The following is a 12,305-nucleotide window of genomic DNA, read 5'->3' as shown; positions in this document are numbered from 1 at the left end:
TCAGTGGCCCTCGCGCGGAACCGGTCGCACTGCGGCGACGGTATGGACGAGCGCGGAGGCCTGCGCCGTGCCCCGGCAGGTGAGCTGACGCGGTGGCGAGTTCGTGACGTCGATGTCGACCGCGAGCACGTCACGTCCGGGAACACGGCTGGCGACGTGGATGGTCCAGCGGCCGGCGTCGCGCGAGGCGGAGACGATGGAATAGTCGTCGCGTCCGGCGGGGCCTTGCGACTCCAGCGCGGCGGCGACCGCGACCTGCTCGACGGGAACGAGATCGGTGTAACCCCGCAGGTAGCGCGCGTCGATGCGGTCGGCCAGATGCCCCGCCACGACCTCGACGGCCGATGCAGCGTCGAGACGCCCGTAGTAGACACCGTCGGGCACCACGAGGATGTTCGCCGCGAAGCGGTCGCCCCCGACGTGCGTGCATTCCCACACCAGATCGGGCCATCGTCCGCTCAATGCCTCGGCCACCGGGCGTCCGCGGACCGCGCAGCAGACATCGTGCAGGCCGTGGGCACAGACCAGCACGACGGGATCGTGGGGCCCGTGGGCGGTGAGTTCGGCGGGCTCGTCCAATACGCGCACGATGCCCAGCAGATCACGTTCCTCACGCCAGGTGCCCCAGTGCTGCCGCAGACGGTCGTTCCCAGCGCGATGGAGCACCGCCCAACGCCCCGGCCCCTCGCGCCGGCGGCGTCCGTGACGGCGGATCAGCAGGATGCGGGCCCGGCGCGCCTGGGCCGCCGCGAACACGGCCGCGTGCACCTGCGGGTCGAGGTCGAGGCCGTCGAAACCGTTGACCGGCCAGCCTCCGCGATGCTCGATGAGGATCCAGTACGTGCCGCGCGGCGCCGTCCCCGCCATCGGGTCCCCGCGGTCGTCGGCAGCCTGTGCGCAGAAGAACTGGTCGGTCGTCACCGGCGCCTCAGGACTGGACGGGGACGACGACTCCGGCCCGTAGCAGCCGGCGGGTCAGGTGGGTGCCGAACTCGCCGCATGTCAGCACCTCGCCATCGAGGAGCCGTCGGACGGCGGTCAGCTCCTCATCGGTGAGATCCAGCCATCCGACGCGGGTCATCAGCCGGGATCCGGTGACGGTGGAGTCCAGTCCGCCCCGCCAGCTCACAAGCGTGTCGGGACCCAGATCGTTCACCGCCCGCAGCTGCGCGAGGGGCCCGAGGGGAGCCGGCCGTGCCTGCGACCGGCGAGTCCGATGGAAGGCGGGCCGGGGATCGGCCTGATCGAGGGCGTCGGCGAAGCGCTTCTTCACCAGGTCGACGATGTCCTGATCGAGCTCCTCCACGCCCAGCGGAAGGCTCGCTCTGATCTCGGGGTCGTCGCGAAGGATCGTGGTGACGGCCTGGGCGAGCTGTTCCGCGACCGCATGCCCGGTCCAGGTGTGCACGCCGAGGGTGAGGTGGATGGAGACCTCACCTTGTGCCGTGGCCGCGTGCAGCCAGCCGCGCGGGAGGTAGAGGACATCGCCGGGCTCGAGCACCGCGTCGATCGCCGGGGCGTCCGCGGCCGCCGCCGCCACCTCGTCGCGGCGATCGGTCCAGGGCTGGTCGCGTAGTGGATGGTCCACGACCGGCTCATGGATGATCCAGCGCTTGGTCCCGCTGATCTGCAGGACGAAGACGTCGTGCACGTCGTAGTGATCGTCGAAGCCCTGGTTCTGCGGCGGGGTGATGTACGCATTGGCCTGCACGGGGTGACCGAGCTCCTCGGCGAGGCGCGTGACGAAGTCGCCGATCGGCTCCCAGGTGCGTTGAAGGGCCTGCAGGACGAGCGTGGCGCCCGCGTCGAGGTGCCGCCACAGGGCGGTGTCGTCGAGCTGGTCGCCGATGGTCGCGCCCACTCCGCCGGGCGATGTGAAGGACGAGACGGGAAGCGTCTCGCCGTCCTTCGCGACGCGCAGGAACGGCGAGCGCAGGCCGCGCCGGGAGATCAGCTCATCGACGGCGGCCGGCGAGAAGAGATCGGCGAAGTCGCCGGCCCGGTGCGTGAGCAGAGCCTTGCGCCCCCAGTGCTCTTCGGCGAAGAGCTGCTGGGGGATGTCGATGAGACGCGATGTCAGTACCCCGGGGCCTGGGGCGGCTCCGGGGTACTGACCAGCGTCGTCAACTGGGCTCAAGAGCGGTCCGCGCCGCCGTCGGCACCACCGTCATGCACACCCGGCGTACCCGCCGCGCCACCGTCGGCCGGACCCTCAGCCCCGCCATCGGCACCACCATCGTGGACACCGGGCGTACCCGCCGCGCCACCGTCAGCGGGACCCTCAGCCCCGCCATCGGCACCACCATCGTGGACACCGGGCGTACCCGCCGCGCCACCGTCAGCGGGACCCTCCGCCCCGCCATCGGCACCACCGTCATGCACGCCCGGCGTGCCCGCGGCACCACCGTCGGCGGGTCCTTCAGTTTCGTTGGGATCGTTCGGATTGCTCATGCGTCCTCCTCGGTCTCGGCTGTCGAGTCCCACCTCTCCCATCAAAACAGCCCCGCCCCGCCGCCGCATGCCGAGAGAACGACCGTCTCGGCGCCCGCTTCCGGGACGGATGATGATGCGTTACGGCGGCCATAGCAGCCGTAACGCATCGTCATCGGCGCGGGACGCACTGGAACATGATGCGTTCAGGTCGCCCTGGCAACCGATACGCATCATCATCCGTCCGTTCAGCCGTCGGCGATGGAGTCCTCGCTCCAGCCGACCAGGTCGGCGACCTGCCGAGCCAGGCTCATCGGATCGAAGGGTTTGGCGATGACACCACGGATCGCCACGCCCGCCCACGGCGGGTCCTCGTCCCCGAAGGTCGGACGGGCGGTGAGCAAGACCACCGGGATGTCGGCGGTGGCCGCATCCCCGAGCAGGATGCGAGCGGCCTCCACGCCGTCCATCTCCGGCATCATGAGGTCCATCAAGATCACCGAGGGCCGATGCTCTCGGGCGAGCTCGATCGCCGTGCGTCCCCGTTCGGCCGTGATGACCCGCCAGCCGGCGAGCCGTGTCAGAGCGATCTCGGTGAGAGCACGGATGCTGGAGTCGTCTTCGACGACGAGAGCGAGGGGTGACGTCATCAGGTATCTCCGCGATCCAAGGTCCGGCGACAGCGCGAGCCGCTGTGCCAGATGTTCAGCCTACCGGCCGGAGCGCCGCGCGGCCGTTCCGCTCGATAGAGTCGCGCATGACAAGACTGCGTCGGCCCGTCGGGTTCGCCGCGATGCTAGGAGGAGTCCCGTGCCGGACGTACAACCTGATGAAGGACGCCTACGGATCACCGTACGCACCGCGACGGGCTCCGGGCGGACGCCGATCTCGGCATTCGACGATGCCTTGCACGGCGCGAACGTCGCCGACTTCAATCTGATCGCGCTGTCCTCGGTGGTACCGCCGCGCACTGATGTGGTGGTCGCCGATGAGCCGCTTCCCGCCGAGCACGGCGACAAGCTGTACTGCGTGATGGCGACCGCCAATGCGGAGCTGCGCGGAGAGTCGGCCTGGGCCGGGCTCGGCTGGGTGTACGACGAAGAGCTCGGCGGGCTCTTCGTCGAGCATCACAGCGGGAGCGAGGAGTCGGTGGAGGAGCTCATCGAGCTCTCGCTGCAGGACATGGCCCGGCGACGTGGTCGTGACTTCGGTCCCACGCACAAGATCGTGGTCGGAGCGCACTGCGTCGACAGCCCGGTGTGCGCGCTGGCCATCGCCACGTACGCGGTCGAGTCGTGGGGTACGGCTCGTGGGTGAGGACGTGACGGGCACGGAGCCGGTCGACCGTCGAGCCCCCGGCGTCAGGATCGAGCGGCGGACCGTCGTTCCCACGGCCGAGGCCGAGCAGCTCTATGCCTACTATGAGAGCTCCTTCGGCCCTCTCCGCGAGGCGGCCGCCGCACGGCATGTGGTGCCGCTGGAGGAGTTCGTCGAGGAGATGGCCGACCCGCGCATCGACAAGCTGGTGGCGCTGTCGGAGGCCGACGGCTCCTTCCTGGGCATGTCGACGCTCGCGCGCGATCTCGATGCCGTGCCGTGGGCCAGCCCGGAGTTCTACCTGGCTCGCTACCCCGAGCACGCCGCCCGCGGCGCGGTCTGGTATCTCGGCTTCACGATGACCGTGCCGGGTGTGCAGCGCAACGGGGTCTTCGCCACCATGCTCTCGGCGGTCGTCGAGGCAGCGCTCGCGGAGCGGGCGGTGGTCGGCTGGGATATGTGCGCCGCCAATGTCGGCGCGGGCTTCAACGAGGCCGTCAAGGCGCAGCTCGGCGGCGACGACGTTCCCGTGGCGCAGGTCGACGTGCAGACGTACTACAGCGCGGACTTCGCCGGCGGCCGCTGACCGGCATCGGGGGCGACCGGCAGGGTGAAGCGGAAGGTGCTGCCCTTGCCCCAGTCGCTCTCGGCCCAGACCCGGCCTCCGAGCTGGGTGACGATCGCCCGGGTGATCGCCAGGCCGAGTCCGGTTCCTCCCTCGAGACGGGCATCGGAGGAGTCGACCTGGCGAAACCTCTCGAAGATGTCCTCCAGACGGTCGGCCGGGATGCCACGGCCCTCGTCGGCGACAGCGAAGACCACCTCGTCACGCCCCGGAGCGGTGCTGATGCGCACAGTGTCTCCCGGCTCGGAGAATTTGATCGCATTGCCGATGAGGTTGCCGAGGACCTGCGCCACCCGGTCCGGGTCCGCGACGACCCATCCGCCGACGTCCCCGACTTCGAGTGTGACTCCGGCGCGCTGGGCGAGGGAGGCGAGCTCGGTCGCGCTGGTCTCGATCAGTGAGGCCGCGGAGTGGGGCACGGGACGGACCTCGAAGTTGCCCGAGGCGAGGCGTTCGACGTCGAGGATGTCGTTGACGAGTCGTCCCAGACGCTCGGCGCTCTCCTCCGCGCTGGCCGCGATCACCTCGATCTCGGGCGGCAGTGCGCCGAGGGCACCGCTGTTGATCAGGCCCAGGCCTCCGCGGATCGAAGTCAGCGGGGTGCGCAGTTCGTGGCTGACCACCGAGAGGAACCGGTCCTTCATCCGCTCCACCTCGCGTCGCTCGGTGACATCTCTGAACGCGACGACCGCTCCGGTGACCTCCGAGGTCGCCGGATCGACGATCGGGGACGCCACGATCTCGACGGCGACCTCTGTGCCGTCGCTGCGCAGGTAGACATCGTCCTCGCTGCGGGCGACGGACGCGTGCCGGATCGCCTCGGTGACGTAGCACTCCTCGATCGGATACGGGGTGCCGTCGGGGGCCGGCGCGTGGAACAGTTCATGCGGGTGCGCCGTCCCGATCACCCGGTCGTCGAGACCGAGCATCTCTCTGGCGGAGCGGTTGATGACGGTGACCCGGCCGGACACGTCGACCCCGTAGATGCCGTCGGCGACACTGTCGAGGAGCGCGCGCGTCTGCTCGGCCCAGTGCCGCAGGTCCGCGGTCTGGGCGGCGACCCGATGCTCGAGGTTCAGGCGCAGCTCGTAGCTGTCGCGACTGATGATCAACTCCCGACCGCAGGCGGCGGCCACGAGCACCATCCACAGGATGACGCGGCCAGGTGTCGTCGGTCCCCCGGAGTTGACCGTCTGCAGGACTCCGGCCGCCAACAGCACGGCGAAGATCGTGACCGTGCCGACGATCTCGGCGACACGGGGACGGGCGACCGCGGGATTGCCCTTTCGGACCGGCGCCCACGCGGCCAGTCCGATGAGGGCGTATCCGCTGACCCATCCCAGGTCGGTCCAGGTGCCGAACACATAGCCGCCCTCGGCCTGGCTGATGGCGTAGTTCAGGTCGCTCATCATGTAGAAGAGGTAGCCCGATGCGATCAGAGCGAGTGTCAACCGGTCGGCGGAGTTGGAGCGCACGAGCAGCAGCACGGCGATCATGGCCACGACGACGTCCAGTACCGGGATGACCAGGACCGTCAGCCCGCCCAGTCCGCCGCTGGTGGTGAGCAGCAGATTGTCATAGATCAGCGAGCTGGCGATGATCAATACGGCGGAGCCGGCCACGACACCGTCGAGGACCAGCACGGCGAGCCCTCGACGCGACCGGATGGCCGGGAACATGAGCAGCGCGATGATCGACAGCGTCAGAGCGGCAGCGATCGTGAGGTCGTTGAGCGGGATGGAGAGCCCGGCGGGGCCGCCCGAGGCGGCCCCGATCAGATTGCCGGACACGGCGACCAGAGCGGCGGTCCCGATCAGCCGCCATGAACCACGGCGACGCCGCTGTGACCGGCGCGACCGCAGGAAGCAGCTCACGGCGGTGGCGCCACCGGCGAGCAGCAGTCCCGCGGATGCCGCGACCGCGGCGGCGTCGGTCCCGGACTGCAGACCGAGGAAGACGGTGAGGGCGACGACCGCCGCGACGACCACGGCGGCCGCGCACGTGAACGCACGGAATCCCGAGGGCAAGACGGCTGTGGTGGGCGCTGCGCCGTTAATGGGAACCCTCCGATCGTGTCCTGACCGGGGCGATCCGTCGCATGAAGGCAGACCTCGATCCCCCGGTCACCACAGACGATAGCCAAGGCAGCGCTCATCCGGCGCCGGACCTGCCGGACGGGCCGGGACGTGGCGCGCGCTCGCTCGGAGCGGCGAGCGCGCACAGGAGCACGCCCACGCCGCACGCCGCGACCCAGACCCACCCCGGCAGAAGGCTCCCGGCGAGACCACCGGAGTCGCGAGCACTGGCGATCAGGCTGCCGGCCAGCGCGATACCGACGGCCGTAGCGACCTGGCGTGCGGTCGATGCCATGGCGCTGGCGACCCCCGCGCGGTCGGGCGGGAGACCGTCGATCGCGGTATTCGTGATCGGAGCGTTGGCGAAGCCGATACCGGCGCCGATCGCCACATAGGCGGCGAACAGCAGGGGCAGCCTCGTGTCGGCGACGAGGCTGGTCAGCAGGGCTCCGCCGACGATCAGGCAACCGCCGGCGATCAGCAGCAGCGGGCGAGCCCCCACCCTGCTCACGAGATGACCCGACAAAGGCGCGCAGGCGGTCGCGGCGGCTGCCATCGGTAACGTCGCCGCCCCCGCGGCGAGCGGCGACCAGCCCTCCTGCTGGAGGAGCGTGGTGGTGAGCAGCAGGGTCGTGCTGAAGGCGACGAAGACGATGATCGCACCGAGGATCGCGGCGGTGAAGCTCACGACCCGGAACAGGGCCGGCTCCACCAGAGGCACGGCGCGGCGCGATTCCACGATGCCGAGGCCGACGACGGCGGCGAGCAGGAGGACGTAGGCGATCCGCCATCGGTGGTGCTGACCAGCCGAGATGCGGTCCCTCGATCAAGATCCCCACGCCCGCGGCGAGAGAGACGGTCAGCAGCAGCTGACCCGGGCGGTCGAGTCGGCGTGGGACGGCGGACCGCGACTCCGGGACGAGCCACGCCGTGAGCAGCAACGCGGCCGCCACGACGGGAGCGCTGCTCCAGAACACGGCCCGCCAGTCGAAGAACGCGATGAGGGCGCCGCCGGCGATCGGCCCCGCGGCCATGCTGAGGCCGAAGACCGCACCCCAGACACCGATCGCCCGTGCTCGCTCGCGCGGGTCGGGCATCGCGTTGACCACGATCGACAGCGCCACCGGTGTCAGCATCGACGCGCCGACTCCCTGCACGGCCCGCGCCGCGATCAGGACCTCGAGCGAAGGCGCCGCGGCGCCCATGAGCGACGCGAGTCCGAACACGACCAGACCCGACTGGAAGACGCGTCGTCTGCCGTAGCGGTCGGCGAGTGCCCCCGAGGTGATGAGCAGGCTCGCGAACGGCAGCGTGTAGGCGTCGACGACCCAGGCCAGGCGGTTCGCCTCGACACCGAGAGCCTCACCGATCTGCGGCAGGCCGACGGTGACGATGGTGGGGTCCAGTCCCACGAGGAAGAGGGCGAGGGCGCAGATCGCGAGGATGGTCCAACGCCGTCTCCGGGTCGGGGCACAGCGTTGTGCCCCGACGCTCGTCGTGTCCGCTCTCACCGGTCGATCCCTTCACGCTCCCTGCGGGTCGGGACGATCCTCCCCGGCCCAGCACATCCCTTCCAGCAGGTTTTGCAGACTCTGCAAAAATCCGGGATGTGGAGGAGGACACACTCAAGACCGTGCGGGCCGTCGGACCACGACTCAGGTCACTGCGCACGAACCGGGGACTCACGCTGCGGGAGCTCGCCCAGGAGACCGGACTCTCGGTCAGTCTGCTGTCCAGACTCGAGACCGGCCATCGCCAACCCACCCTCGATGCCCTCATCCCGCTCGCCCGCGTGCACCGCGTCTCGCTCGACGAGCTCGTCGGCATGCCGCCGGCCGGCGACCCTCGGGTCCATCTGCGGCCCCAGCGGCTCACATCCGGCGGCGTCGCAGTGCCGCTGACCCGGCACCGCGGTCGCCTGCAGGTCTTCAAACACGTGCTCGGTCCGCGGGAGCCCCGCCTCGTGAGCCATGTGGGGCACGCCTGGCTCTATGTGCTCGCGGGACGGCTGCGCCTGGAACTCGACGGCGAGGAATACGAGCTGGTCGCGGGCGAGACCGCGGAGTTCGACTCGATGACACCGCACTGGTTCGGGCCCGTCGACGACGACACCGTGGAGATCCTGCACATCTTCGGCTCACAGGGCGACGCCCCGATCAGCCGCGTGACGGAGCCTTCGACGGGGACACCTCGACACTGAGCGATCTCGGTGGGAGCGTGTCCCCTTCCTGGAGATCCACCCGCTGCGTCCCGCAGTCGGCGCATCGCACATAGAGGACGTACCCGGCCGAGGTGGCGTGCCGGGACTCGACGCTCCAGCCGTGCTCGTGGGCTTCAGTCGGGGTGGTGCTCCACTCTCGGGAGCCGTGCGCTGCGGCGGTCATGGCTCCACAGTGATGTAATGACCTTATGCATCTCAACCCTTACGGTGAGTACGCGGTCCTCCTGGCCGCGTCACTGGCCAACGACTGGCCTGCCGACCGGGCCGGGATCGTGGCACGCACCCGGGATTTCGGCATGACGGTCGACTTCCCGGCGGCCAGCGAGGACCACCTGCGGGTCCGCGGCGTCATCGACGACTGGTTGACCGTGGTCGATGAGCCCGACCCCCATCGGCGAGCCGACATCCTGAACGATCACATGGCTACCGCCTCTGCCTACCCGCGACTGACCGACCACCATGACGAGGGCTGGCACCTGCATTACCGCTCCGATGACGCGCGGTCCTTGCCGCACGTGCTGTTCGCCGTCATCAGCGTCGGCACCGCCTTGCATGTCAGCACCCGGGGCATGCACCGCCTCCGCCGCTGCGCCGCGGGAGAGACCCCCGGCGACCCCTGCAGCGCCGTCGTCGTGGACATCACCCGCAACGGCCGACAGCGATACTGCTCGGTCCGCTGCGCGAACCGCGCCGCCGTCCGCCGGCACCGGGCCCGCGGGACCGCGGACGGCTGAGCACTGGCGGGCAGAGACGTATCGCCGGGTGGCACCTATTGACACTTTCCGATATGGGAATATGATGCTTCCATGGCACGGGCAGCAACCACCTCGGACGTGTTCAACGCGATCGCCGAGCCGCAACGGCGGGAGATCCTGACCCTTCTGCGCGACGGCGAACGAGCGGCCACGGAGGTGGCGCGGGAGCTGGGGTTCACCCAGCCCGGGGCATCCAAGCACCTGCGGGTGTTGCGCGAAGTCGGGCTCGTGCGGGACCGGAGGGCCGGCAAGCAGCGCCTCTACAGCCTGGACGCGCACGGACTCCGGCCGATCCACGAGTGGACGGGCGGGTTCGAGCAGTTCTGGAACGAGAGCTTCGAGCGACTCGATGCCTATGTACAGGACCTGAAGCACACACGAGAGAAGGAATAGCCGATGGGCGGAGCACGGCACGAGGATTCGACGACGGCCGACCGGGAGATCGTCGTCTCGCGAGTCATCGACGCACCCCGAGAGCTGGTGTTCGAGGCGTTCACCGAGGAGCGCCACCTCTCCCGCTGGTGGGGACCAGAAGGCTTCACCACGGTGACCAGGTCCTTCGCGTTCGACGTCGGCGGGGAGTGGGTCTTCACGATGCGGGGGCCGGACGAGACCATCTACCCCGAGTGGATCACCTGGACCGAGATCGTCCCGCCCGAGCGGATCGCCCTGGTGCACGGCGAGCACCGCGATGATCCGAACGCCTTCGACTCCTTCCTCACCTTCGAGACGGTCGGGTCGTCGACGCGGGTGGAGCTGCGCACCGTGTTCCCCACCGCGGAGCAACGCGACGAGGCCGCCGAGAAGTACCGCGCCGTCGAGGGCGGCCGGCAGACCTTGGCGGCCCTGGACGCCTATGTCATGGACGGGGCTCGCAAAGGGGTCGGGAACTGATGTCCGGGAAGGTCTTCTTCAGCGTCTCGATGTCCCTGGACGGGTACATCGCACCCGAGTCCCCTGAGGAGTTGATGGGCAAGCAGTGGATGGAGCTCCAGGCGTGGGTCTTCCCGCTGAGGTACATGCGGGAGCGCCTGCAGCTCGGCGAGGGCGGCGAGGAAGGTCGCGACGACGACCTCCTGCGCGCGACCTTCGAGCGCACCGGTGCGCAGGTGATGGGCAAGCACATGTTCGACGCCGGCGAGCACGCGTGGCCGGAGACGCCGCCCTTCCGCTCTCCGGTGTTCGTCGTGACCCAGGAGGAGCGTGACCCGTGGGAACGGCAGGGAGGGACCACGTTCCACTTCGTCAACGACGGGATACGCAGCGGGCTCGAGCAGGCCCGTGAAGCCGCCGGCGACCGCGACATCCGCATCTCCGGTGGGGGTGAGACGATCCTGAGCTACCTCAACGCCGGACTCGTCGACGAGTTCCACCTCGCCCTCTCCCCCGTGCTCTTCGGCGCCGGCGTCCGGCTCTTCGAGGGCATCGACGCGGGCAGCATCGCCCTGGAGCAGATCGGCTCCGAATCCTCCCCGCGGGCGACGCATCTGACCTATCGCGTGCGTCCGCGCGACTGACGCTCACGCACCGTCGAGGCGCTGCGCCCATTCGATGAAGAGTCGCGTCTCCGTGGGCCCCAGGACCTCTGGGCGGGAGGCCGCCCGCTCGATGAGGTCACGCACCGCGTCGGAGTCTCCGCCCAGGGCAGCCGCTCCCGTGATGGCGGCGATGACGCCTTCGCGGATCGCCACCGACAAGACGCGATCCTCCTCATCGAGCACGATCTGTCGCAATGTGACGCCGATATTCGCCACCAGCACATGGGCGGCCGCCTGCTCGGGCGTGACGACCAGGCGACCCCGTTCGGCGGCCTGCCGGGTGATCGAGCGCAGGATCTCACTGGGCCGCGACTGGGCGGCCGGTGAGTAGCCGGGCTGGACGGTGCCGTACATGAGCGTGTAGAAGCCCGGGTTCTCCAGGCCGAAGGCGACATGGCCGGCCCGAAGCGGAGAAGACGCTCGCGGCCGTCGAGGCCGCCGGCGCCCGCGGCGTGATCCTCTCGGGCGACCTGACCAGGCCCGCCAACATCGAGCGGCTCTTCAGCGATGCTGAGACAGCCCTCGGCACCATCGACATCGCCGTGAACACCGCCGGCAAGGTGCTGCGCAAGCCGATCATGGAGACCACCGAGGACGAGTACGACTCGATGTTCGACATCAATTCCAAGGCGGCCTACTTCTTCATCAAGGAGGCCGGCAAGCACGTCGCCGATGGCGGCAAGATCATCACGATCGTCACCTCGCTACTGGCCGCGTTCACCGACGGGTACTCCACCTACGCCGGTGGCAAGTCCCCGGTCGAGCACTTCACGCGGGCCGCGGCGAAGGAGTTCGCCGACCGAGGCATCTCCGTCACCGCGATCGCTCCCGGGCCGATGGACACCCCGTTCTTCTACGGCCAGGAGACCCCCGAGCGGGTCGAGTTCCACCAGTCGCAGGCCATGGGCGGCCAGCTCACTCAGATCGAGGACATCGTCCCGATCGTCCGTTTCCTCGCCACCGAGGGATGGTGGATCACCGGACAGACGATCTTCGCCAACGGCGGCTACACCACCCGCTGAGACACCGCAACGAAGCAAGGAGCAACACCATGGCAGACATCACCCTTCCCGAGCCCGTCGCCTCCTTCATCGATGCCGTCAACCGGCACGACGAGGCTGAACCGCCCCAGGTTTGATGCCGCATCCTTGTGAGTTGGAAGGATGCAGACCATGCCGAAGAAGATCGATCAGAAGGTCAAGGAGCGGTGCGTGCGCCAGGTGCTGGAGCATCTGCCGGAGTATCCGTCGCTGACCGCAGCTGCCGAGACCGTCGCGCGTCGCGAGGGGGTCGGGAAGGAGTCGGTGCGCCGCTGGGTTGTCCAGGCCCAGATCGACGGCGGCC

General features: G+C 69.5%; 14 protein-coding genes and 3 pseudogenes. 9 read left to right on the top strand and 8 right to left on the bottom strand.

What is annotated here, in order from left to right:
- From FNM00_RS16005 to FNM00_RS15990, 4 genes are all read right to left on the bottom strand, one after another.
- A complete protein-coding gene (locus tag FNM00_RS16005) occupies positions 1–921 on the bottom strand; it encodes a sucrase ferredoxin (protein WP_221933777.1) in 921 nt (306 codons plus the stop codon).
- A 7-nt stretch (positions 922–928) separates the two neighbouring features.
- Positions 929–2,137: a cupin domain-containing protein gene (locus FNM00_RS16000; RefSeq protein ID WP_143914547.1), complete on the bottom strand. Its 1,209-nt coding sequence runs from the start codon at positions 2,135–2,137 to the stop codon at positions 929–931.
- A complete protein-coding gene (locus tag FNM00_RS15995; RefSeq protein WP_143914546.1) occupies positions 2,134–2,451 on the bottom strand; it encodes a hypothetical protein in 318 nt (105 codons plus the stop codon). Before FNM00_RS15995 ends, FNM00_RS16000 begins: the two co-directional genes overlap by 4 nt.
- Before the next feature lie 227 nt (positions 2,452–2,678).
- On the bottom strand, positions 2,679–3,080 hold the full coding sequence (locus tag FNM00_RS15990; protein ID WP_143914545.1) for a response regulator: 402 nt from the start codon (positions 3,078–3,080) through the stop codon (positions 2,679–2,681).
- A gap of 160 nt (positions 3,081–3,240) precedes the next feature.
- On the opposite strand from FNM00_RS15990, the gene FNM00_RS15985 reads away from it, so the two are divergent.
- Both FNM00_RS15985 and FNM00_RS15980 read left to right on the top strand, forming a co-directional pair.
- The gene (locus tag FNM00_RS15985; protein WP_185973188.1) at positions 3,241–3,747 is read left to right on the top strand and encodes a pyruvoyl-dependent arginine decarboxylase; all 507 of its coding nucleotides are present in this window, start codon (positions 3,241–3,243) and stop codon (positions 3,745–3,747) included.
- Positions 3,740–4,333, top strand: a complete 594-nt coding sequence (locus tag FNM00_RS15980; protein WP_185973187.1) for a hypothetical protein — start codon at positions 3,740–3,742, stop codon at positions 4,331–4,333. Before FNM00_RS15985 ends, FNM00_RS15980 begins: the two co-directional genes overlap by 8 nt.
- On the opposite strand, the gene FNM00_RS15975 is transcribed toward FNM00_RS15980, so the two are convergent.
- The 3 genes and pseudogenes from FNM00_RS15975 to FNM00_RS19570 form a co-directional block, all read right to left on the bottom strand.
- Positions 4,303–6,399, bottom strand: coding sequence for a PAS domain-containing sensor histidine kinase (locus FNM00_RS15975; RefSeq protein WP_143914542.1), 2,097 nt, complete (start codon positions 6,397–6,399; stop codon positions 4,303–4,305). The genes FNM00_RS15980 and FNM00_RS15975 overlap by 31 nt on opposite strands.
- A 124-nt stretch (positions 6,400–6,523) precedes the next feature.
- Positions 6,524–7,186 (bottom strand): MFS transporter, encoded by a 663-nt coding sequence (locus FNM00_RS19075; protein WP_221933776.1) that lies wholly within the window; start codon positions 7,184–7,186, stop codon positions 6,524–6,526.
- A 181-nt stretch (positions 7,187–7,367) separates the two neighbouring features.
- Positions 7,368–7,859, bottom strand: a pseudogene (locus tag FNM00_RS19570) (MFS transporter); the annotation flags it as partial.
- A gap of 197 nt (positions 7,860–8,056) precedes the next feature.
- Between FNM00_RS19570 and FNM00_RS15965 the strand changes: the two are divergent.
- From FNM00_RS15965 to FNM00_RS15940, 5 genes are all read left to right on the top strand, one after another.
- Complete coding sequence (locus FNM00_RS15965; RefSeq protein ID WP_143914541.1) at positions 8,057–8,647, top strand: helix-turn-helix domain-containing protein; 591 nt, start codon at positions 8,057–8,059, stop codon at positions 8,645–8,647.
- Between the two features lie 209 nt (positions 8,648–8,856).
- Complete coding sequence (locus FNM00_RS15955) at positions 8,857–9,402, top strand: CGNR zinc finger domain-containing protein (protein ID WP_143914539.1); 546 nt, start codon at positions 8,857–8,859, stop codon at positions 9,400–9,402.
- A 72-nt stretch (positions 9,403–9,474) separates the two neighbouring features.
- Positions 9,475–9,816: an ArsR/SmtB family transcription factor gene (locus FNM00_RS15950; protein ID WP_143914538.1), complete on the top strand. Its 342-nt coding sequence runs from the start codon at positions 9,475–9,477 to the stop codon at positions 9,814–9,816.
- Between the two features lie 3 nt (positions 9,817–9,819).
- Entirely contained in the window at positions 9,820–10,317 is a 498-nt protein-coding gene (locus FNM00_RS15945) for an SRPBCC family protein (RefSeq protein WP_143914537.1), read from the top strand.
- Entirely contained in the window at positions 10,317–10,940 is a 624-nt protein-coding gene (locus FNM00_RS15940; RefSeq protein WP_143914536.1) for a dihydrofolate reductase family protein, read from the top strand. The genes FNM00_RS15945 and FNM00_RS15940 overlap by 1 nt, the downstream gene beginning before the upstream one ends.
- A gap of 3 nt (positions 10,941–10,943) precedes the next feature.
- Here FNM00_RS15940 and FNM00_RS15935 read toward each other — a convergent pair whose 3' ends face one another.
- Positions 10,944–11,315 carry a hypothetical protein gene (locus FNM00_RS15935; protein WP_143914535.1) on the bottom strand — a complete coding sequence of 124 codons (372 nt, stop codon included), beginning with the start codon at positions 11,313–11,315 and terminating at the stop codon, positions 10,944–10,946.
- 38 nt (positions 11,316–11,353) lie between these two features.
- Between FNM00_RS15935 and FNM00_RS15930 the strand changes: the two are divergent.
- Together FNM00_RS15930 and FNM00_RS19285 are read left to right on the top strand one after the other, a co-directional pair.
- Positions 11,354–11,983, top strand: a pseudogene (locus FNM00_RS15930) (SDR family oxidoreductase); the annotation flags it as partial.
- A 150-nt stretch (positions 11,984–12,133) separates the two neighbouring features.
- A pseudogene (locus FNM00_RS19285) lies at positions 12,134–12,305 on the top strand (IS3-like element ISPfr13 family transposase); the annotation flags it as partial.

This window comes from Aeromicrobium piscarium (assembly GCF_007421815.1).
GTDB classification, from domain to species: Bacteria; Actinomycetota; Actinomycetes; order Propionibacteriales; family Nocardioidaceae; genus Aeromicrobium; species Aeromicrobium piscarium.
This window is presented reverse-complemented; position numbering and strand designations above follow the sequence as displayed.